Below are 21,042 nucleotides of genomic sequence, written 5' to 3'. Positions count from 1 at the left end.
GATGCAAACGGGTGATTAGCTCAGCTGGGAGAGCGTCTGCCTTACAAGCAGAATGTCGGCGGTTCGATCCCGTCATCACCCACCACTTCCGAGAGTCTTGCGAAAGCAAGATGGAAGCTTTTAAAAGCCTCCACCGACGCGCAGCGGTAGTTCAGTCGGTTAGAATACCGGCCTGTCACGCCGGGGGTCGCGGGTTCGAGTCCCGTCCGCTGCGCCATATTTTCCGAGTCAGAGTTTATTCTGGTTCGAGATTGAAAGCCTCGAAGCTTTCAGTCAGACGAGTTACTTGGACGCAAGTCCAAAGCGATACGCAGCGGTAGTTCAGTCGGTTAGAATACCGGCCTGTCACGCCGGGGGTCGCGGGTTCGAGTCCCGTCCGCTGCGCCATATCTGCCTCAAGGCCCACTGAACGCCTTGGCGCTACGAAGAATGCCGCTGGTAAAGCCAGTGTCTACTTCGAGTCGATAGCAAAGACCCTGGTCGAAAGACCGGGGTTTTTTGTGTCTGCGATTTGGCTTTTCTCCTGGCCCCCGCAACCATGGGCATTCGTATCTGCCAGCCACATGCGGCCGTGTATCGAATTCTTACTCTTCTCGACAATTTCCCTCAATAACGCTCAGCCCTGACTTACCGGTGGCTGCGTGGCAGAAACACCTGTCTCTCATTCACGTATTCAAGTTTTTCCTGGGGGAAAAACGCATAAAGCGCTTGGTTTGACGTATCAACACTAATTAGAATGAGTCGCATTTAAAATATTTCTTCGCGCAGGGTTCCTTTAGATGAGTGATGCAGCGATGCCGGCGGCGCAAACCTTCCACGACCTGTACCGCGACCATCGTGGCTGGCTCGAAAGCTGGTTGAGACGACGCATGAGCAATGGCCATGATGCGGCGGACTTGAGCCAGGATACGTTCGTGCGTTTACTCGCCAGCTCCCAGCACATCGCTGACCTGCAAGAACCCCGCGCCTATCTGGCGACGGTCGGTAAGCGACTGCTCACCAATTTTTATAAGCGCCGCAGCCTGGAACAGGCCTACCTCAGTGCGCTGGCGCTGCTGCCTGAGGACTGCATGCCGTCTCCCGAGCAACGCTGGCTACTGCTGGAAACCCTGCAAGCCCTGGATGAATTGCTCGATGGATTGCCGACCGCGGTGCGGCGAGCGTTTCTCTGGAGCCAGTTGGAGGGGTTGGGTTATCACGAGATTGCTGAACGCCTGCAAGTCTCTGAGCGCACGATCAAGCGCTACATGGCGCAAGCCTATGAACATTGCCTGCTGGTGCAAATGTGATCGGTTCGACCCCTTCGGCTGAAGCCCGGCAAGTCGTGCGGGCTGCCGCTCAATGGCTGGCACTCATGGAGTCAGGCGCCGCCAACGAGCGCGATCGTGCCAATCTGCAGCACTGGCGTGACAGCCATCCCAGTCATGAACAGGCCTGGCAGAAAGCCCAGCTCTTGCGCCAACGCTTTGCCGACCTGCCGTCGGCACTGGCCATGGCCAGCCTGGATCGGCCGCAGACGAGTCGGCGCACGGTGCTCAAGCGCGCTGTCGGCGCGGTGGCGCTGCTGCCAACCGCTTGGCTGATCAGTCGGCAGCTACCTCTGGACGTCTGGCGTGCTGACCTGCGAACCGCGACCGGGGAGGGTAAAAAAGTCCAGTTGGCGGATGGCGGCTCGCTGCAATTGAATACCGCGAGTGCCGTCGATATCGACCTGAAGAATCGGCGACTGACACTCGTGGAAGGCGAAATAGCGCTGAATGTGCCCGGCACATCGCCGCTGACGGTCCAGACGCACTTCGGGCAAGTGGTCGTCAGTCAGAGCGAAGTGTGCGTTCGACAGGGGCAAACAGGGTGCAAGGTGTCAGTGCTTAAAGGCACGGTGCAGTTGCAGCCTTTGCGCGGACCGGTCTTTTCATTGCGCGCAGGCCAGCAAATCGGCCTTCAGGCGATGGGGGCCGGACGCGCCGAACCTTTCGATGTGCTTGCCCCAGGCTGGCGCGACGGCGTGTTGATGGCACAGAACCAGCCCCTGGGCGATTTTCTGCGCGAGCTCAGCACCTATCGTCCGGGACTGTTGCGCTGGGAACCGGAACTGGAATCCCTGCGCGTCACCGGCAGTTTCCGTCTGGAAGACACCGATCGCATCCTGACGTTGCTGGCGGCCAGCTTGCCGCTGGAGGTGCATAAGCGAACCCGCTACTGGGTCACGTTGCTGCCGCGCAAAAATAGTGTTTGAGGTGTGTCCCCTTTTTTCGCGTCGCTTGTCATTCAGGGCAAGTGAAACGAAATCAGAGAGATTCTCAATGCCCGTAGTGATGCCCTGCAGTCCGCGTCTGGGTTCTTCCAGGCTGCGCCCGTTGTTGCACTTGAGTCTGATGCTGAGTCTGAGTGCCTGTCCGTTGTTCATCACTGCCGGTTGGGCCGAAGACGCGCCTCGACGCAGTTACCAGGTGCCGGCAGGAAGCCTCAGTGCAGCGCTGACCCGTTTCGCCGGACTGGCCGGGGTCAATCTGTCAGTGGACCCGGCACTGGTGGGCAGTCGCACCAGCCCTGGACTTTCCGGCGAATACGCGGTCGAGGAGGGCTTTGCCCGACTGTTGCAGGGTTCCGGTTTGCAACTGCAGCCGGTAGGAGAAGAGTCGTACATCCTGACCCCGGCGCCAGAAGGCGGCAGTCTGCAACTGGGCGCCACCTCGATTGTCGGTGCCACTGACTCGGAGCACGGCGATCCGTATGTCGGCGGCCAAGTCGCGCGCCGCGGTTCACAGGGCCTGCTGGGCTCGAAAGACTTTATGGAGACGCCGTTCAGCATGACCACCTACACCAGTGAGGTGGTCAAAAACCAGCAGGCGCGTACCTTGGGCGACGTGATCGCCAACGATCCTTCGGTTCGCGTCACCAACCCGGCGGGTGGGCGCTATGAGCAGTTCACCATTCGAGGGTTGAGCCTGTTCAACAGTGATGTTTCCTACAACGGCCTCTACGGCGTCCTGCCGACCTATACGATCGACATGGAGATGGCCGACCGCGTCGACGTCCTCAAAGGTCCGAGCCAGCTCATCAACGGCATCTCGCCGCGGGGCAGCGTGGGTGGCGGGATCAACGTGGTGCCCAAGCGCGCGACCGACAAGCCCATCACTTCATTCACCGGCAGTTACGCGTCCGACAGCCAGGTCGGCGGTGCCGTGGATGTCGGCCGGCGCTTTGGTGAAGACAACAAGTTCGGTCTTCGTTTCAACGGCGTGAAGCAGTCTGGCGACACCGAATGGGATCACCAGAATGTCGACCGCGAGATGGCCGTGCTGGGCCTGGATTTTCGCGGTGAACGCCTGAGGCTCTCGACGGACATCGGGCGTACCGAACGTGATACCGACGCCCCGCAGGAACGCGTACAGGTTGGCCCTAACGCGCAGGTTCCGCATGCCAGCGATGTGCGCCGCAATTATGCGCAGCCCTGGAGCAAGGCGAGTACCAACGACACGTTCGGCATGGTGAACGCTGAATTCGATGTCAACGATTCCGTCATGCTGTATGGCGGCGTGGGCGCGCGTAAAAGTAATCATGACTTCCTCCGACATGCCGTTTCGGTCACCAACGACGCCGGCAATTTCAGCGTTCAACCGCGTGACTTCACCCGTGACGAAAATGTCCGGACGGCCAGGGCCGGTGTGCGCAACTGGTTCCATACCGGCCCGGTCAGCCATGAAGTCAACCTGGCCGCCAGCTATTACTACATGGACTTTGAAAACGGCGGCGCCCGTTATGCCGCGGCCAACAGCAACATTTATAACCCCGTTGAAACACCAACGCCTGGCAGACCCACGCGACAGGATTCGGAGGTCTATACCGAAAACCGTTCCACCGGTGTGGCGTTGTCCGACACCCTGGGTTTCTTCGATGACCGACTGCTGCTGACCCTCGGCGCCCGCTGGCAGCGCGTGAAGGTTGACGACTGGACCGATAACGTCAGAGGCGACACCGGCTACGACGAGGAAAAGGTTTCGCCGTCAGGCGGCATCCTGTTCAAGGCGACCGACAAGCTGTCGCTGTATGCCAACTATATGGAAGGCCTGAGCCAGGGCAAGATCGCACCGTCTACCTCGGTGAACGAGGACGAGATCTTCCCGCCGTTCATCAGCCGCCAGGTCGAGGTCGGCGCCAAGTATGACGCCGGTCCGTTCGCCGTCACCGCCGCCGTGTTCCGGATCAAGCAGCCGGCTTACGAGACCAATGCGATCACGCGCGTCTTCGGCCCGAACGGCAAGCGTGAGAACACCGGTGTGGAATTGAGTGTGTTCGGTGAACCGCTCGATGGTTTCCGTCTGCTCGGCGGTGTCATGTACATCGACAGCGAGTTGAAGGACACCACCAATGGCACCTTCGACGGCAACCGGGCACCGGCCACGCCGAAATACAACGTGAACCTGGGCGCCGAGTGGGACGTGCCGACTGTACAGGGCCTGACCCTGACCAGCCGTGGCATCTATTCGAGCTCGCAGTATCTGGACCAGTCCAACGTTAAGGAAATCGACTCCTGGGAGCGTTTCGACGTGGGCGCACGCTACGCGTTCAAGGTCGAGGAAAAGAACATCACCCTGCGTGCCAATGTCGAGAACGTGGCGGACAAGCGCTACTGGAGTTCGGCCGGAGCCTCGGATGACAGTGAGCCTGGCTTGACACTGTCGACCCCGCGCACCTACCTCCTTTCGGCGACTGTCGACTTCTGATTTACCCCTGTCATGCGCCCCAGGGACCGGGGCGTATTCGTTGGACCTTGACCTGATTCGTATAGAGGAAGGACATATGCAAACCCTCAGTTAATGAACAATCAAGACACTTGCGTATAAGTCGCTATCTGTCGGTAGCCTATATATAAGTTGTCAGCTGCATTACAAGAACATGGCCAGATCATGGCACTTCCGGAGTTCATACCAGGTTTATTAACTTGGTTTTTTTCGTGCCTGATTATTTTTAAAGTAGTTCAAATCGCTATATGTAAATTTCCAAATTGGTAGTAAGAATTAGTTGCAACAACTTCCAAATGAGAATAAGTTGCATATCGAATTTAACGAGGGTGAAGCGATGTTGAATGATGGCGTATTGCACTCTAATCCTTTGCAAAAGACCAATGCCGACTATTTGGCTCGACAAAGCAAGTTCGAATCTAATGTACGCAGTTATCCACGCAAGTTACCACTGGCGATCGCCAAGGCGCACGGGCTCTGGGTGACGGATGTCGAGGGCAATACTTACCTCGACTGTCTGGCCGGCGCCGGCACTTTGGCCCTGGGGCACAATCATCCGGCTGTCATGGCCAGCCTCGACAGCTTCCTCGCCTCAGGCCTGCCGATGCACACCCTGGACCTGACCACCGCGGTCAAGGACGCTTTCAGCGAAACCTTGCTCAGCCTGTTGCCGAACCAGGGCCGTGATTATTGCCTGCAATTTTGCGGGCCGTCCGGAGCGGATGCAGTGGAGGCCGCGCTGAAACTGGCCAAGACCTACACTGGGCGCAACAACATCATCAGTTTCTCCGGGGCCTACCATGGCATGACCCACGGCGCCCTGGCCCTGACCGGCAACACTGCGCCGAAAAATGCCATCGCCAGCCTGATGCCCGGGGTGCAGTTCATGCCGTACCCCCACGAATACCGTTGCCCGCTGGGCATTGGCGGTGAAACCGGGGTCGAGGCCTTGACCCACTACTTCACCCAGTTCATCGAAGACGTCGAAAGCGGCGTGTCACTGCCGGCGGCGGTGATCCTTGAAGCGGTGCAGGGTGAGGGCGGGGTCAACTGTGCCCCGGTGAGCTGGCTGCGGGCGGTCCGCGAGGTGACGCGCAAGCACGGCATCCTGCTGATCCTCGACGAAGTGCAGACCGGTTTCGGCCGCACCGGCAAGATGTTTGCCTTCGAACACGCCGACATCGAGCCGGACCTGATCGTCATGTCCAAAGCGGTCGGTGGCGGTTTGCCCATGGCGGTGCTGGGCATCCGTCGTGAATTCGACGCCTGGGAACCAGGCAATCACGCCGGCACTTTCCGCGGCAACCAGATGGCCATGGCCGCCGGGCTGGCCACGTTGCAGGTGTTGCAACAGCAAAACCTCGCCGCCCAGGCCGAGCGCCAGGGCCAGTGGCTCAAGGACCGACTGGTCGAGTTGCAGGCGCATTATCCGGCCCTCGGCCAGGTGCGCGGTCGCGGCCTGATGCTGGGCATCGAGATCGTCGATGAGCGCCAGCCGGCTGATCGCCACGGGCATTTCCCGACGGACCCGGCGCTGGCCGTGGCCATCCAGCAACAGTGCTTCAAACAAGGCCTGTTGCTGGAACGCGGCGGACGTAAGGGCAATGTCATTCGCTTGTTGCCACCCTTGATTATCGACGATGAACAATGCCAGCAAGTCATCCAGCGTTTTGATAATGCGATGGCGGCAGCGTTATTGCAGTTGCGCCCTTGAATGAGTTAATCGAAGTTGCGCTGGCAGTCCGCTGAATTGCAGTTTGATGACGGCGCTACTAGTAACTTTTATGGTCGTCTGATTGTTTAAAAAAGTTCAGTGAAGTGATGTCGTTACGTGGAATTTCGTCGGCTGTTAAACAGGTTGATCAGCAACTAATTTTTTCGCCATATAACGTGTCCAGTGGCCTCGTGGGCTATTGTGGAGCACCCATGAATCATCCAGATCGCAGTGTTTTATCGAATATGGTCAGTGAGTTGGCGACGACGCGCGCGTTGCTTAATTGTTTGATCAAAGAGTTCGCCTTGCCGGAAAACTGCCTCAGTTACAGTTGGCCGACGCAGATGCAAGGTATCGCCCCGGGCAGTTACCTCGAGGGCCTGGAATGGAAGGGTATTCCCCTGACCATCAGCCTGCCCAACCAGCAGCAATTCTTTGTGATGGTGGACCGCCGTGATGGTCTGGGCAGTCACCGTTACCTGTCGGACGTTTATGCCCGGCGTGGCGAGGGCGACTGGTCGTGCCTGAGGTTCACCGAGTTCGTCGAGCAGTTGCTCGCGGCGTGCGAACACATGACCCGCGCCAGCAACGACGAGTTGCTGGATCAGGTGTTGCAAAGCCAGTTGCTGACCGCGTCCATCGTCGGCCACAACATGGACGGGCAGCACCCGGCACCGCTCAGCGGTTACCTCGCCAGTGAGCAGGGCTTGTGGTTTGGTCATCCGAACCACCCGGCACCCAAGGCGCGGCTGTGGCCAGCTCATTTGGCCCAGGAAACCTATGCCCCGGAATTCCAGGCCCGCACGCCGTTGCACCTGTTCGAGGTGCCGCTGGAAGGATTGAACGTCGGGGCCAACGGCCTGAGCAAAGCCCAAGTGCTGGCCGGTTTTGCCGATCAGGCGCAGGCGCGGCCAGGACACGCGGTTATCTGCATGCACCCGGTTCAGGCCCAGCTGTTCATGCAGGACGGTCGGGTTCAGCGTTTGTTGAAATCCGCGGCCATCGTCGACCTTGGCGCCACAGGGCTGATGGCCAACCCCACGGCGTCCATCCGGACCTGGTACATCGAGGGCCATGAGTTTTTCATCAAGGGCTCGCTGAACGTGCGCATCACCAACTGCGTCAGGAAAAACGCCTGGTACGAACTGGAAAGCGCACTGATGATCGACCGGGTCTTTCGTAACCTCCAATTGACCCAACCCGAAACCCTTGGCGGGCTTTCGGTGGTCGCCGAGCCGGGCAATCTGAGCTGGGCGCCGCAACAGGCCAGCGAAGCCGATAACCACTGGTTCCGCGAACAGACCGGGGCGATCCTGCGGGAGAACTTCTGCCTCGACACCGGCACCGACTGCAGCATCATGGCCGGTACATTGTTCGCTCGCGGCCTGCATTTACCACCGTTGGTGCATGAGTTCCTGAGCCGGTTCAACGGCAATGACATCGACGATCAACAGCTGTTGAGCTGGTTCGACGACTATCAGGCGCTGTTGCTACGGCCAGTGCTGGCGTTGTTCTTCAACCACGGCATCGTCATGGAACCGCATTTGCAGAACAGCGTGCTGGTGCATGACAACGGTCGTCCACAACGCTTGCTGCTGCGGGATTTCGAAGGGGTCAAACTGACCGACGAACTGGGGGCCTCGCGGATCGACGCAGACGTTCATCCACGGGTGCGCGAGTCGCTGCTCTATTCCCGCCAGCAAGGCTGGAACCGCATCGTCTATTGCCTGTTCGTCAACAACTTGTCCGAGGCTGTGTTGGCCCTGAGTTGGGAACGTCCGCACCTGGCGCCGCTGATGTGGCAACGGGTGGAGCAGCAATTGATCAGCATCCGCGTCGAATTGGCCCGCGCTGCGCCAGAGTTGGACGCACTGATTGCCGGTCAGCCGATTGCCTGCAAAACCAACCTGAAAGTGCGCCTGGCGGCCAAGGCCGATCGCCAGGCCAGCTACGTCAGTCTGGTGTCCCCGTGGGGCAAGGAGGCCAAGCATGGATAAGCTGCCCGAAGCGGTATTGGCCGCCATCGACGAAGCCCGCACGCAGCACGAAGATCCACTGGCGCTGTTCGTCTATGACCTGGACGCATTGACGCAGCACGTGACGCAGGTGATGGCGGCGCTGCCTGAAGGCGTAGAGCTTTACTACGCGATCAAGGCCAACAGTGAGCCGCAAATCCTCGCCGCTGTGGCACCGTTGGTGCACGGCTTTGAGATTTCCTCCGGCGGTGAGATCGATCGTCTTCAGGCCTGCCCGACGCGCAAACCATTCATCTTCTCCGGCCCTGGCAAACTGGACTCCGATCTGCGTTCGGCGCTGCAACACCAGGTCGAAGCGATTCACATCGAAAGCCTGAATGAAATCGTCCGCCTGCAACGGCTGGCATTGGAAGCAGGGCGCGTGCAAAACGTCTTGCTGCGGATCAACCCTGAACTGCCGTCGCCGCTCTCCAGCAAACTGGCGATGGCCGGCACGGCCACACCGTTCGGGATCGATGAAGCGGAACTGGCCCAAGCGGTCAGCTGGGTCGATAACGCCAGTCACCTGCGGCTCAAGGGCTTTCATGTGCATGCGATGTCCCATCAGTCGTTGGTGGAACGCCATGAACAATTGCTCGATCTGTACCTGCAGCGCTGGCCGCAATGGAAAGCGCTGTCGGTCGATCCCGCGGCGATCACACACCTCAATGTGGGCGGTGGCATCGGGGTCAATTACCTCGGGCCGCAGCAATTCGATTGGCAGCGCTTGTGCGCGCACTTGGGCCAGTCCCTTGCAGCGTGTACCGATGCGCCCATCGTGCGCTTTGAGCCTGGTCGTTTCATCAGCGCCTTCTGCGGTTATTACGCCATTGAAGTGCTGGACAGGAAAACCAGTCACGGCAAGCACTTCCTGGTCTGTCGTGGCGGCACGCATCAGTTCCGTTTGCCGGTTGCCCAAGGCCATGATCACCCGGTCATTCATCTGCCCCGGCATCGCGTCACTTCAACGGCGCCACAACAGGAGTGGACTGTCGTTGGGCAGCTCTGTACGCCCAAGGATGTGCTGAGCCGCGATTGCCCGCTCACGGACGTGGAGATCGGCGACATGCTGGTGTTGCCGCTGGCGGGTGCCTATGGCTACAACATTTCCCACGCCGATTTCCTCTGTCATCCGCGACCGCCGCAGGTGTTTGTACAACAGGCCGGAGTCGCACCGTGGGATTGACGTTCGCCGTGCCGCGCTGGTTGGTGGTGGTCAATGTGCTGTTGGGCACGCTGACGGTCAGTCTGAACAACAGCTCATTGAATCCGGCGTTGCCGGCGTTCATGGAGGCCTTTGAGATTGGCCCGCTGTTGGCCACCTGGATTGTCGCGGCGTTCATGGTGAGTATGGGCATGACCATGCCGCTCACCAGTTTTCTCAGCCAGCGGATGGGGCGCAAATCCCTCTATTTGTGGGGCGTGGCGTTGTTTGTCTGCGGTTCGCTGCTGGGGGCGCTGGCCAATTCCATCGCGCTGGTGATTGCCGCACGCGTGGTGCAAGGCATCGCCAGTGGGCTGATGATTCCGCTGTCCCTGGCGATCATTTTTTCGGTGTACGCCAAGGGCGAGCGGGGCAGGGTCACCGGCCTGTGGGGCGCGGCGGTCATGCTGGCGCCGGCATTGGGGCCCTTGTGCGGGAGCCTGATGCTGGAGTGGTTCAGTTGGCGCTCGCTGTTCCTGATGAATGTGCCGATTGGCCTGTTGGCGCTGATCCTTGGCGTCGGCGTGCTGCCGGCTTCTGAAGCATCGGAACGCAAACCTTTCGACCTGGCGGGTTACCTGTTGATCGCGGCGGGCATCGGTCTGCTGATGATTGCCGTTGGCCGTCTGCGCCATGCCGAAGCCCTCACTGATCCGCTCAACCTTGGCATGCTGTTGGCGGCGATTCTGTGTCTGGTCGCGTTTGTTCGACTGGAACTGAACCGGACTTCGCCGCTGCTTAACCTGCGCATCTTTGCCCTGCGCGGTTATCGCTTGAGCGTGATCATCGCGGTGGTGCAGTCGGTCGGCATGTTCGAATGCCTGGTCCTGCTGCCACTGTTGGTGCAAGTGGTGATGGGCTACAGCGCTATCTGGACCGGACTGTCGCTGCTGTGCACGGCGATGTTCGCCAGCCTGTTCGGGCATCTCGGCGGCAAGTGGCTGGACCGACACGGCCCGCGCGGCGTGGTGCTCTGGGGACTGCTGCTGACTGGGGGCGCCACGCTGGGATTGGGCATGCTGGGGGCTGGCGCTTCAATCGGTGTGGTGTTTTTTCTGATGATGGTCCGCGGCGCCGGGCTGGGCCTTTCCTATATCCCCATCACCACCGCCGGGCTCGATGCGCTGCCTGAACCGATGGTCACGCAAGGCGCGGCGATGAACAACATTTCCCGTCGTCTCGTCTCGTCGCTAGCCATCGTGGTTGCCTCCCTGTGGCTGGAATTCCGCCTGACTGCCGAGACCGGGAGTGGGGTGGTTTCGATGGCCAGCTCGGGGGCGATCAGCGAGGTCTTCATGGCCACCGGCATCCTCATCCTCCTGGCATTGCCCTGTGCCTGGCGTTTTCCCGTTCACGCATCCGACGAGCCGGCCGAGGCACTGCCCTCGGCCCTCGAACACCGTTAATTCTTTCATGGACAAGGTTATGACTATGGCGACTTCTTCACAGGCAACACATCAGGCTGCGGATTCAGCGCCAGGCGTCTGGCTGGCGACGGCCGATCCGCGCCACTATCAGCAAGTGGAACAGCGCGTGGTGGGCCAACTGCTGCAAACGCTGCTGTATGAAAACGTCCTGCCGTATCGCCATTCGCTCCTCGATGGCGGCCAGTACCGTTTTGTCGTCAGCGGCTTCGATGCGCAGCAACAATCGGTGGAGTACCACTGCAGCGGATTGCTCAGCGAAAGCTTCGAGCTGATCCGCCTCGACTATGCCAGTCTCGAACGCGTTGACGCGTTGGGCGCACGCCGTCGGCCGCACCTTCATCAAGCATTGGCGGAGCTGTTGAGCGAACTTCAGGACAGCCCGCATCTACCTCGCTTCACCCATGAACTGGAGCAGACCCTGCTCAAGGATCTGCAATCGCGCAGTCAGGGTTATCAAGCGCCCCAGCCAACCCATCAACTGGATGTCGATGCGCTGGAACAGCACTTCATGGACGCCCACAGCTATCACCCTTGCTACAAATCGCGCATCGGTTTTTCGCTCAAGGACAACGCCAATTACGGGCCGGAATTTGCCGCGCCCATCGCGATTGTCTGGCTGGCAGTGGCGAAAACCTGCGGGGCGATGAACATCTCGCAGCGCCTGGATTACAACGGGTTTATCCAGCAGGAATTCGGACTTCAACGCTGGCAGCAACTGGCTGAGAGCCTCACCGACCAAGGCAAGTCGATGGGCGATTACTGGTTGATGCCGGTGCACCCGTGGCAGTGGGAAAACATCATTGTTCCCGTGTTCTACCCAGAACTGGTCAGCGGTGAAGTGATCCATCTGGGCACCACGGATGATCGCTATCAGGCGCAACAGTCGATCCGCACGTTGGCCAACGTCACTGAGAAAAAGCGGCCTTACGTCAAGCTCGCGTTGAGCATGACCAACACCTCCAGCACCCGAATTCTGGCCCGGCACACAGTGATGAACGGCCCGATCATCACCGACTGGTTGCAGCAGTTGATCGGCAGCGACAGCACCGCCCGCGACCTTGGCTTTGTGGTCCTCGGAGAGGTCGTCGGGGTCAGCTTTGACTACGATCACCTGCCCGCCACGCGGATGTCCCAGGCCTACGGCACGATGGGCACCCTGTGGCGCGAGAGCATTCACCAGTACCTGCAAGACGACGAGCAAGCGGTACCTTTCAATGGTCTGAGTTCCGTGGACAATCGCTACGGCAGCGGTGAACAGACCCCGTTTATCGATGCCTGGATCAAGCAATACGGCCTGCACGCCTGGACCCGTCAACTGTTGCAGGTGGCGGTGTCGCCGATCATTCACATGCTCTACGCCGAAGGCATCGGCATGGAGTCCCATGGGCAGAACATCGTCTTGATCGTGAAGCAGGGCTGGCCGCAACGTATCGCCCTGAAAGACTTCCATGACGGCGTGCGCTATTCGCCGCAACACCTGGGGCGCCCCGAGCTGTGCCCGACCCTGGTGCCGCTGCCCGCCAGCCACGCCAAGCTTAATCGCAACTCGTTCATCCTCACCGACGATCTGGATGCGGTCCGGGATTTTTCCTGTGACTCGTTCTTTTTCATCGCCCTGGCCGAGATGGCGATCTTCCTGCATCAGCACTATCAGCTCGAAGAGGCTCTGTTCTGGCAGATGACTGCCGAGGTGATCACCAGCTACCAGGCTGAACATCCGCAACACCGTCCACGTTATGCAGCGTTTGATGTGTTCGCGCCGTTCTATGAAGTGGAAGAGCTGACCAAGCGCCGCCTGTTGGGCGACGGCGAACGTCGTTTCAAATCAGTGCCGAATCCGCTGCACGCGTTCCGGCCGCAATCATGCTGAGGACCAATCTGCTCAAGCAGAAGCTCAGGACAGGTGAGCCGGCCTACGGCCTGATCAGTTCGATTCCGTCACCAGCGGCCATCGAACTGATTGCCGAGGCGGGTTTTGATTTTGTGATCATCGATATGGAACACGTGCTGATCAATCCCGAGACCGTGGAGAACATGATCCGCACGGCCGAAAGTTACGCGCTGACCCCGTTGGTGCGGGTGGCGGACCTCAACCCGAAAACCCTGCTGCGCCTGCTCGATGGCGGCGCCCAGGGCATTGTCTTGCCGATGATCGAAGGCCCCGAGCCTTTGGCCGAAAGCATTCGTGCCTGCAAATACCACCCGCAGGGTACCCGCAGCCTGAATGCCGGGCGCCCCGGTGCCTTTGGCAAACACAGCCTGGCGGAGTACGTCGCGCTGGCCAACGAGCAAACCATGGTCGTGGCGATGATCGAAAGTGCCGAAGGTGTGCGGCGGGCGGCAGAGATTGCCGCCGTGCCCGGCCTCGACATGATCCTCGAAGGGGCCGCCGACTTGTCGCAATCGATGGGCATGCCCTGGCAGATCGACCGACCCGAGGTGCAGCAAGCGCTGCTCGCCAGTTGGCAGGCAGCCAACGCTGTGGGCGTGCCGTATTGCGCGATTCCACGTCAGCCGGGCGACCACGAACGGTGCTTGAGCCAGGGCGTAAAAAGTTTTGTTTTGGGTGACGAGCGTGGCATCGCTTTTCGTGCCCTTCAGGCCAAATTGGCCGCCATTTCAGCAGAAGGAAAATAGTCGGATGAACTTCACCACAATGGCCGCCGACAAGGTGATGCAGGATCTGGTCGATTGTTTGCTGGCCGAACATTTTTTCGGGACCGAGCCGCTGAACCTGGTAGCGCCCTCGTCATCGGCCGATCAGCCGTTTACCGGGTTGAGCGCCGAACAACGGATCTGGGAATGGCCCATCGATCCCCAGGGGTGCATCGTCATTGCCCTGCGTCCCGGCATTACCCAGCAATGGGAAAAAGTACCGGGCACGCCGGTATGGGGGCGACAGAATGACCAACTGACCGCGCTGTCACCCGAGGCTTTCACGACCCAGGTGTTGGCCGGCATGACTGATCGCTACCCGGACAATGAAAAAGGCTTCGCCCTGTTTCTGGATGTGCTGCGCACCAGCGTTCGGCAAACCGAGTTGTCCCTGACCCATCGGGTTAACAGCGAACGCTTGCTGGAAAAGAGCAACGCGGACTTCTTCCTGGCGATGGAACAGTGGGCTTCGTTGCGTGATCGTCCCTACCATCCGCTGGCCAAAGCCAAGCAGGGTTTGGACGACGCGGAATATCAGCAGTATCAGGCGGAGTTCGCCCGTCCGGTGGCGCTCAATTGGGTCGCGGTCGACCGCACGTTGCTGCAGAGCGGCGACGGCGTGACGGACCTGGCGCAGAGTTATCCCGCCCAGTACTTGTTGCCATTCGCGTTACAGGTCGGCCTGCAACACGAATTGCAGCAACGGGGCATTGCCGATAGCCATATCGCGCTGCCGGTGCACCCGTGGCAGTTTGAACACGTGCTGGAGGCACAGCTCGGCGACGCGTTCGCCAAGGGTGATTGCCATCGACTGGACTTCTCCGACGGTGATTTCTTCGCCACCTCGTCGTTGCGCTCGATGACGCCGTGCTTCAACAGTGCCGATTACCTCAAGTTGCCAATGGCGATCTATTCGCTGGGTGCTTCCCGTTATCTGCCTGCAGTGAAAATGATCAACGGCGGCTTGAGCGAGGCGCTGCTGCGTCAGGCTCTGAGCAAGGATCAAACCCTGCAACAGTCCCTGCACCTGTGCGACGAAACCAAATGGTGGGCGTTCATGCCGCCGGACGCGACGCTGTTCGACGAAGCGCCGCGTCACTTGTCGGCGATGGTGCGCGGCTATCCGCCCGCGCTGCTCGAAGACCTGGACACCCGACTGGTGCCCATGGCGGCATTGGGCACATCGCTGCCGGGCAGCAACCAGCACTTCTTCGATGACTGGATGGCCTACCGCCAATTGCCGGCCAGTGCCGCGTCGGTGATGACCCTGTTCCGCGAGTTGTGCCACAGCTTCTTCGATATCAACCTGAGGATGTTCCGCATCGGCATGCTGGGTGAAATTCACGGGCAGAACGCGGTGCTGGTGTGGAAGGCCGGTTATGCCCAGGGCTTGCTGTTGCGCGACCACGATTCGTTGCGCATCTTCGTGCCGTGGCTGGAACGCAACGGCCTGGCCGACCCGGCTTACCGGTTGAAGAAGGGGCACGCCAACACGCTGTACCACGATCGCCCTGAAGACTTGCTGTTCTGGTTGCAGACCCTGGGTATTCAGGTCAACCTCCGCGCCATCATCGATACGCTGGCTGAGGTCTACGCATTGCCGGCGACCGGGTTGTGGACGGCGATGGGCGAAGTGCTCAACGAGTTGATCGACACCATCGAGTTTGACGCCGAGGCGCGGATCATGATCAAGCATCAGCTATTCGAAGCGCCACATTGGCCGCAAAAATTGCTGCTCACCCCGATGATCGAGCGCGCGGGCGGCCCTGGCAGCATGCCGTTTGGCAAAGGGCAGGTGGTCAACCCGTTTCACAGGCTCGATCGTAATGCCTGAACCGCGACGTGAACCCTCCAGGCGCACGCTGTTGCGCCTGTCCCTGGGGGCGCTCGCCCTCAGGTTTTCCGCGCCGGCGTGGGCCGAGGCTGGCGCTGCACCGTTGCGGGTGATCACCCTGTTTCAGGGGGCCACCGACTGCGCTGTGATGTTGGGCGTGACCCCGTGTGGCGTAGTCGATTCCTGGAGCGAAAAACCGACCTATCGCTATTTGCGCACGGCATTGGGCGCTGTGCCCCATGTCGGGCTGGAGACCCAGCCCAGCCTTGAAGACATCGCACTGCTCAAACCGAACTTGATCATTGCCTCACACTTTCGCCATGAGCGCATCGCCCCATTACTCAAGCAGATCGCCCCGGTGCTGATGCTGGAGGAAGTGTTCGAGTTCAAGAAGACCCTGGCGCTGATGGGCGCTGCATTACACCAGCAACAGAGGGCCGATGAGATTCTGAACCGATGGCAGCAACGCTTGGTACAGCTGAGTGAGCAACTGCGGCAGACATTTGCCGGACGCTGGCCTCCCACGGTGTCGATACTGGACATCCGCGAAGACCACATCCGCAGTTACCTGCCGGCGAGTTTTCCGGGCTCGGTACTCACCGAACTGGGATTCAACTGGAGTGACACTAGCCGTGAGGCGAGCGGGGTGTCGATCAAACTCACCAGCAAGGAAAGCCTTGCGGTGGTGAATGCCGACATCTTTTTTGTCTTTCTGCGCGCGCAGAACGCGGCGGTGCAGCGCAATTACGAGAGCCTGGTGCAACACCCGTTGTGGAAGCAGATGCGTGCCCCGCAGCAAGGACAGGTGTGGCAGGTCGATGGCGTCGCGTGGAGTCTGTCGGGCGGGATGTTGGGGGCCAACCTGATGCTCGACGACGTGGCCCGCGTGGCCGCCGCGCAGGTGGCCTCATGAGCCCGGGAGTCAAGCTGTGCAGCGCGGGTATCGTGTTGCTGCTGTGCTGCGTGTTGAGCCTGGCGGTCGGTGCCACCTGGATTCCACTGCCGCAGATTGCCGCGGCGTTTGTCCATCCCGACCCGCTGAGTATCAATCATGTGCTGGTGACCACCACGCGCCTGTCGCGCACCTTGATGGCGATTTCCGTAGGCGCCAGCCTTGCGGTCGCGGGCGCGCTGATGCAGGCACTGACGCGCAATCCATTGGCATCACCCGGGTTGTTCGGGATCAATGCCGGTGCGACTTTTTTTATCATCCTGTTTTCCTCGATCTTCTCGCTGTCATCCCCGGATGCCTGGCTATGGTCGGCGTTTATTGGCGCTGGCGTGGCGGGGTGTCTGGTATGGCTGATCGGCAACATGGGGCAAGGCAGTCTCAGTCCGCTGCGCATCGTGCTGGCGGGCGCGGCGATCGCCGCGTTGTTCTCCGCTTTCAGTCAGGCGCTGCTGGTGGTGAATCAGGATGGCCTGGACACGGTTTTGTTCTGGATGGCCGGTTCACTGACCGAACGCAGCCTGTCGACCGCTGCGCCGTTGTTGCTGTGCGCTGTGCTCGGGGTGGCGGGGGCGCTGCTGCTGGCCGGGCAGCTCAATGTGCTGAACGCCGGGGAAGAGATCGCCACGGGGTTGGGGCAGCGAACCGGTCTGATCCGGCTGCTGATGAGCGTGCTGGTGATCTGTCTCGCGGGCAGCGCGGTGGCGTTGGCCGGCAGCATTGGTTTCATTGGTCTTCTGGTACCGCACATGGTGCGCAAGGGATTGTCCATCGACCATCGATGGTTGCTGCCCGGTTGTGCGCTGCTCGGCGCCATTCTGCTGCTGTTGGCGGATACGCTGTCGCGGGTTTTGATCCTGGCTCAGGAGGTGCCGGTGGGGGTGATGACGGCGCTATTCGGCGCACCGTTTTTCATCCTGTTGGCCCGGCGTGGAGGTCGTTATGGATAAGGTGGTGACCTGGCGCCGGGGCGGGTATTCCCGGCGGGTCAACCTCTCCACGTGGTTGCGATTGGCGGCGGCGCTGGTGCTGACGGTGCTGGTGATGCTCGGCTCGTTATCGCTGGGGAAAGTCATCCTCTCGCCCCTCGAGGTGATGCGAATCCTGTTTTCCAGTCAGGACGCCAGCCTGACATTGATCGTCGAGCAACTGCGTTTTCCACGCATTGTGCTGGCGGCATTGGTCGGGGCTGCGTTGTCGGTGTCCGGGCTGATCCTGCAAAGCATCATCCGCAACCCGCTGGCATCGCCAGACCTGCTGGGCATCACCAGCGGTGCCAGTGCCGCTGCTGTGCTTTATCTGTCGTTCTTGTCGGCGACGCTGGGGCAACAATTTTTGCCCTTGGCTGCGATGCTCGGTGCGGCGCTGGCGACACTGGCCATTTATCTGCTGGCCTGGAAGCAGGGGACCTCACCGCTGCGACTGGTGCTGATCGGTGTGGGCGTCTCGGCGATGTTGACCGCCGCGACGACCTTCATTCTGGTGTTCAGTCCGCTGACCACCACCCTGTCTGCCTACGTTTGGCTGACCGGCAGCGTATACGGCGCCAGTTGGCCCGAACCGCTGGCGCTTGCGAGCTGGTTGTTGGGCATTTGCCCGCTGTTGGTGCTGCTGGCCCGTCAGGTGATGGTGCAACAGTTGGATGACAATCTGGCCCAGGGCATCGGCGTGCGCGTGCAATGGCTGCGGGCCGGTTTGTTGCTGGTGAGTGTGGCCTTGGCCGGTGCGGCCATTGCCTGGGGTGGGGCGATCGCGTTTGTCGGGCTGATCGCGCCACATATTGCCAAACGCCTGGTGGCCCCTGGTTTCGCTGGGCAGGCTGTGATGGCAGCCCTGATTGGCGCAAACCTGGTGATGCTGGCGGACCTGGTCGGGCGCACGCTGTTCTTGCCTCTGGATCTACCGGCCGGGATCTTTGTCGCGGTGCTGGGCACACCCTTTTTTCTCTATTTATTGATTAAACAGCGTCATTAAGGAATTCAACGTATGACGTCGATTGCAAGTCGCGGCCTGACCCTGAGTTATCAGCGCCAGGTGATTATTGACGCGCTGGACATGCAACTGCCCAAGGGCAAGATCTCGGTGCTGATTGGCAGTAACGGCTGCGGCAAAAGTACCTTGCTCAAATCCTTCGCCCGACTGCTGAAACCGCAGCAAGGCTCGGTGATTCTCAACGGCGTGGATATCCAGAAAAAATCCACGGCGGCGGTGGCGCGTGAGTTGGCCATCCTGCCCCAGACACCGACGGCGCCCGAGGGCATTACTGTTCGCCAGCTCGTGGCTCTGGGCCGATACCCTTATCAAAGCTGGATGCAACAGTGGTCGGCCGAGGATGAAACCATGGTCAATCGCGCGCTGACGCAGACCAGTCTGCAGGCGCTGGCGGATCGGCCGGTGGATGCCTTGTCCGGTGGGCAGCGCCAGCGTGCGTGGATTGCCATGACCCTGGCCCAGGACACCGGCATCGTGCTGCTGGACGAGCCGACGACCTTCCTCGACCTGGCTCACCAGATTGAAGTGCTGGACCTGCTGCGCGACCTCAACCGGCTCGAAAACAAAACCATCATCATGGTGCTTCACGACCTCAACCTGGCCTGTCGTTATGCCGATCATATGGTCGCGGTGCATGAGCGTACGGCATTTGCCCAGGGCCGGCCTGAAGACGTCTTGACTCAAGCGCTGGTCAAAACCGTGTTCGACCTCAACTGCAGGATTATTCCTGATCCGTTCTTTGGTACGCCGATGTGCATTCCGTTTGGCCGGGAATTGCCGCAATGAGTCTGGCTCACCACTTCACTGCGCAAGAATGGAACGTGCTGGGCGGTGGGTTGCGGTTGAAGGACTGCGCCGAACGTGACCCCTTACGCTCGCTGATGGCGCGTGACCTGTTGCAGGACGAGGTGTGCGAGCGTTTGCTGGACGCATTGAGCCCGGTCATTGGCTCACCGTCGCGGGCGATCACCGCCTCGCTGCTGGGTAAGCGCCTGTCTTTCCTGGCCACCGGCGCGTGTTTGTACGCCATGTCGGTGTACGACAAAGGACTGCTGCTGTCGCTGGACAACACGGTGATCGAGTACGGCCATGATGACGGGCTGTGGACGTCTTCGATGCCGCTGGCTCATTCCCTGCCGCTGACGTACGGGGCCGGTGAGCGCGAGGCCTGGCGGGAAACCCTGGTGCAGGCGCTGTTTGCCGGGCTGTTGAAGCCGCTGTGGCAAACCTTCAACCGTGTGAGTGGTGTTTCGCGGCGCATCTTGTGGGAAAACACCGCCGTGCGCGTGTATTCGTTGTATGAAAAACGCATGGCGAAAATCGACGAGCCGTCGGTGCGCGAGCGCTATGAAGCCGACTTCAGATGGCTGCTGACCCAGGCAGAACCTGCTCTGTTCGGCCTCGATTACAACCCGTTGAGCCATTTCCGCCGACCGCCGACACTGGTCGACGAGGGGCAGCGCACCATTCGCTTTCGACGAACCTGCTGCTTCTATTACCTGGCTACTGAGCCTGCTGAATATTGTTCAACCTGCCCATTGCTGCGTCCGGGGAAATGCCGATGAGTTATCAGATCAACCCTCGCCAGCAACTCGTCACCTCGGAGTTGCTCAATGCCTACCAGGCGATCCCTTCGTCGACCATCGGCCATTTTTCCGATCGGGGCTTCTTGCGGGGGATCAAGCCGCTGTTCAACGACATCCGCATGGTCGGCCATGTCGTCACCGTCAAAGTCTTCCCGCCGGATGGCAGTGTTTTGCGTGAAGCGCTGTTGCTGAGTGAGCCGGGCGACGTGCTGGTGATCGAATGTATGGGCGACGAGGAGTGTGGCTGTTGGGGTGAACTGCGCACCCTGGCCGGTCTGATCAAAGGGTTGGCCGGGGTGGTGGTGTCGGGTGCGGTCACGGATGTCAGCGCATTGCGTCGCCATGGGTTGCCGGTCTTTTGCCGGGACGTCAGTGCGTACACGACTCGCGGCATTGGCGCCCGAGGGGAAGTCAATCAGTCGATCAATGTGGGCGGCGTTCAGGTACAGCCGGGGGATCTGGCGATTGGTGATGATGACGGCGTCTTCATCCTCGATGCCCGGCGTGCGGCCGAGCTGCTTCCCGAGCTCTTGGCCAAAGAGGAAATGGACCAGCAGCGCAGGGCGGAATTCTTGCAGAGACTCGATCAGCGAAGGGGCTGACTTCCCGAGCTGAAATGAAAAGGGGCAACTGTGCAGTTGCCCCTTTTTTGCGTCGGTCGGTCAGAAGCCGAGTTTGTCTCGCAGTCCGTAATACCAGGCGCCCAACGCAGCGAACGGAGTGCGCAGCAGTTGTCCGCCGGGGAACGGGTAGTGGGGCAGGTCGGCAAACGCGTCGAAACGCTCGGCCTGACCACGCAACGCTTCGGCCAACACCTTGCCCGCCAGGTGCGTATACGTCACGCCATGGCCGCTGCAACCCTGGGAATAGTAGATGTTGTCGCCCAGGCGTCCGACCTGAGGAAGTCGTAACAAGGTAGCC

At 60.3% G+C, this 21,042-nt stretch carries 16 protein-coding genes, 3 tRNA genes and 1 pseudogene; 19 read left to right on the top strand and 1 reads right to left on the bottom strand.

Annotated features, from left to right (window positions below):
• The first annotated feature begins 9 nt into the window (after positions 1–9).
• From DFS28_RS15640 to DFS28_RS15550, 19 genes are all read left to right on the top strand, one after another.
• A tRNA-Val gene (locus DFS28_RS15640) sits at positions 10–85 on the top strand.
• A 55-nt stretch (positions 86–140) separates the two neighbouring features.
• Positions 141–217: transfer RNA gene (locus DFS28_RS15635), tRNA-Asp, on the top strand.
• 93 nt (positions 218–310) lie between these two features.
• A tRNA-Asp gene (locus DFS28_RS15630) sits at positions 311–387 on the top strand.
• 392 nt (positions 388–779) lie between these two features.
• On the top strand, positions 780–1,289 hold the full coding sequence (locus DFS28_RS15625) for a sigma-70 family RNA polymerase sigma factor (protein WP_111450527.1): 510 nt from the start codon (positions 780–782) through the stop codon (positions 1,287–1,289).
• The gene (locus DFS28_RS15620) at positions 1,286–2,236 is read left to right on the top strand and encodes a FecR domain-containing protein (protein WP_111450526.1); all 951 of its coding nucleotides are present in this window, start codon (positions 1,286–1,288) and stop codon (positions 2,234–2,236) included. Before DFS28_RS15625 ends, DFS28_RS15620 begins: the two co-directional genes overlap by 4 nt.
• A 67-nt stretch (positions 2,237–2,303) precedes the next feature.
• Positions 2,304–4,727, top strand: a complete 2,424-nt coding sequence (locus tag DFS28_RS15615) for a TonB-dependent receptor (RefSeq protein ID WP_111450525.1) — start codon at positions 2,304–2,306, stop codon at positions 4,725–4,727.
• A 355-nt stretch (positions 4,728–5,082) separates the two neighbouring features.
• Complete coding sequence (locus DFS28_RS15610) at positions 5,083–6,459, top strand: diaminobutyrate--2-oxoglutarate transaminase (protein ID WP_111450762.1); 1,377 nt, start codon at positions 5,083–5,085, stop codon at positions 6,457–6,459.
• Positions 6,460–6,671: 212 nt separating this feature from the next.
• Positions 6,672–8,456 (top strand): IucA/IucC family siderophore biosynthesis protein, encoded by a 1,785-nt coding sequence (locus DFS28_RS15605; protein WP_111450524.1) that lies wholly within the window; start codon positions 6,672–6,674, stop codon positions 8,454–8,456.
• Positions 8,449–9,660, top strand: coding sequence for a type III PLP-dependent enzyme (locus DFS28_RS15600; RefSeq protein ID WP_111450523.1), 1,212 nt, complete (start codon positions 8,449–8,451; stop codon positions 9,658–9,660). The genes DFS28_RS15605 and DFS28_RS15600 overlap by 8 nt, the downstream gene beginning before the upstream one ends.
• Positions 9,657–11,084 carry a DHA2 family efflux MFS transporter permease subunit gene (locus tag DFS28_RS15595; RefSeq protein WP_111450761.1) on the top strand — a complete coding sequence of 476 codons (1,428 nt, stop codon included), beginning with the start codon at positions 9,657–9,659 and terminating at the stop codon, positions 11,082–11,084. Before DFS28_RS15600 ends, DFS28_RS15595 begins: the two co-directional genes overlap by 4 nt.
• 19 nt (positions 11,085–11,103) lie before the next feature.
• The gene (locus DFS28_RS15590; protein WP_111450522.1) at positions 11,104–12,975 is read left to right on the top strand and encodes an IucA/IucC family siderophore biosynthesis protein; all 1,872 of its coding nucleotides are present in this window, start codon (positions 11,104–11,106) and stop codon (positions 12,973–12,975) included.
• Positions 12,969–13,742, top strand: coding sequence for an HpcH/HpaI aldolase/citrate lyase family protein (locus tag DFS28_RS15585; RefSeq protein ID WP_165934001.1), 774 nt, complete (start codon positions 12,969–12,971; stop codon positions 13,740–13,742). Before DFS28_RS15590 ends, DFS28_RS15585 begins: the two co-directional genes overlap by 7 nt.
• Before the next feature lie 4 nt (positions 13,743–13,746).
• On the top strand, positions 13,747–15,594 hold the full coding sequence (locus DFS28_RS15580; RefSeq protein ID WP_111450520.1) for an IucA/IucC family siderophore biosynthesis protein: 1,848 nt from the start codon (positions 13,747–13,749) through the stop codon (positions 15,592–15,594).
• Positions 15,587–16,507 carry an ABC transporter substrate-binding protein gene (locus DFS28_RS15575; RefSeq protein WP_111450519.1) on the top strand — a complete coding sequence of 307 codons (921 nt, stop codon included), beginning with the start codon at positions 15,587–15,589 and terminating at the stop codon, positions 16,505–16,507. Before DFS28_RS15580 ends, DFS28_RS15575 begins: the two co-directional genes overlap by 8 nt.
• Complete coding sequence (locus DFS28_RS15570; RefSeq protein ID WP_111450518.1) at positions 16,504–17,493, top strand: iron ABC transporter permease; 990 nt, start codon at positions 16,504–16,506, stop codon at positions 17,491–17,493. Before DFS28_RS15575 ends, DFS28_RS15570 begins: the two co-directional genes overlap by 4 nt.
• Entirely contained in the window at positions 17,486–18,517 is a 1,032-nt protein-coding gene (locus DFS28_RS15565; RefSeq protein ID WP_111450517.1) for an iron chelate uptake ABC transporter family permease subunit, read from the top strand. The genes DFS28_RS15570 and DFS28_RS15565 overlap by 8 nt, the downstream gene beginning before the upstream one ends.
• 12 nt (positions 18,518–18,529) lie before the next feature.
• Positions 18,530–19,321, top strand: coding sequence for an ABC transporter ATP-binding protein (locus tag DFS28_RS15560; protein ID WP_111450516.1), 792 nt, complete (start codon positions 18,530–18,532; stop codon positions 19,319–19,321).
• Positions 19,318–20,100 (top strand): IucA/IucC family C-terminal-domain containing protein, encoded by a 783-nt coding sequence (locus tag DFS28_RS15555; RefSeq protein WP_111450515.1) that lies wholly within the window; start codon positions 19,318–19,320, stop codon positions 20,098–20,100. Before DFS28_RS15560 ends, DFS28_RS15555 begins: the two co-directional genes overlap by 4 nt.
• Positions 20,091–20,723, top strand: a complete 633-nt coding sequence (locus DFS28_RS15550) for an RraA family protein (RefSeq protein ID WP_111450514.1) — start codon at positions 20,091–20,093, stop codon at positions 20,721–20,723. The genes DFS28_RS15555 and DFS28_RS15550 overlap by 10 nt, the downstream gene beginning before the upstream one ends.
• A gap of 60 nt (positions 20,724–20,783) precedes the next feature.
• Here the strand turns inward: DFS28_RS15550 and DFS28_RS15545 are convergent.
• Positions 20,784–21,042: pseudogene (locus DFS28_RS15545) on the bottom strand (FAD-binding oxidoreductase); the annotation flags it as partial.

Origin of the sequence: Pseudomonas sp. 478 (assembly GCF_003254125.1) — a bacterium.
Taxonomy (GTDB): Bacteria; Pseudomonadota; Gammaproteobacteria; order Pseudomonadales; family Pseudomonadaceae; genus Aquipseudomonas.
This window is presented reverse-complemented; position numbering and strand designations above follow the sequence as displayed.

Excerpts from the sequence above, each read along its gene's own strand:
- DFS28_RS15560 (WP_111450516.1), top strand. The coding sequence starts at position 18,530 with ATGACGTCGATTGCAAGTCGCGGCCTGACCCTGAGTTATCAGCGCCAG.
- DFS28_RS15580 (WP_111450520.1), top strand. The coding sequence starts at position 13,747 with ATGAACTTCACCACAATGGCCGCCGACAAGGTGATGCAGGATCTGGTC.
- DFS28_RS15565 (WP_111450517.1), top strand. The coding sequence starts at position 17,486 with ATGGATAAGGTGGTGACCTGGCGCCGGGGCGGGTATTCCCGGCGGGTC.
- DFS28_RS15585 (WP_165934001.1), top strand. The coding sequence starts at position 12,969 with ATGCTGAGGACCAATCTGCTCAAGCAGAAGCTCAGGACAGGTGAGCCG.
- DFS28_RS15555 (WP_111450515.1), top strand. The coding sequence starts at position 19,318 with ATGAGTCTGGCTCACCACTTCACTGCGCAAGAATGGAACGTGCTGGGC.
- DFS28_RS15625 (WP_111450527.1), top strand. The coding sequence starts at position 780 with ATGAGTGATGCAGCGATGCCGGCGGCGCAAACCTTCCACGACCTGTAC.
- DFS28_RS15615 (WP_111450525.1), top strand. The coding sequence starts at position 2,304 with ATGCCCGTAGTGATGCCCTGCAGTCCGCGTCTGGGTTCTTCCAGGCTG.
- DFS28_RS15550 (WP_111450514.1), top strand. The coding sequence starts at position 20,091 with ATGCCGATGAGTTATCAGATCAACCCTCGCCAGCAACTCGTCACCTCG.
- DFS28_RS15610 (WP_111450762.1), top strand. The coding sequence starts at position 5,083 with ATGTTGAATGATGGCGTATTGCACTCTAATCCTTTGCAAAAGACCAAT.
- DFS28_RS15600 (WP_111450523.1), top strand. The coding sequence starts at position 8,449 with ATGGATAAGCTGCCCGAAGCGGTATTGGCCGCCATCGACGAAGCCCGC.
- DFS28_RS15575 (WP_111450519.1), top strand. The coding sequence starts at position 15,587 with ATGCCTGAACCGCGACGTGAACCCTCCAGGCGCACGCTGTTGCGCCTG.
- DFS28_RS15570 (WP_111450518.1), top strand. The coding sequence starts at position 16,504 with ATGAGCCCGGGAGTCAAGCTGTGCAGCGCGGGTATCGTGTTGCTGCTG.
- DFS28_RS15605 (WP_111450524.1), top strand. The coding sequence starts at position 6,672 with ATGAATCATCCAGATCGCAGTGTTTTATCGAATATGGTCAGTGAGTTG.
- DFS28_RS15590 (WP_111450522.1), top strand. The coding sequence starts at position 11,104 with ATGACTATGGCGACTTCTTCACAGGCAACACATCAGGCTGCGGATTCA.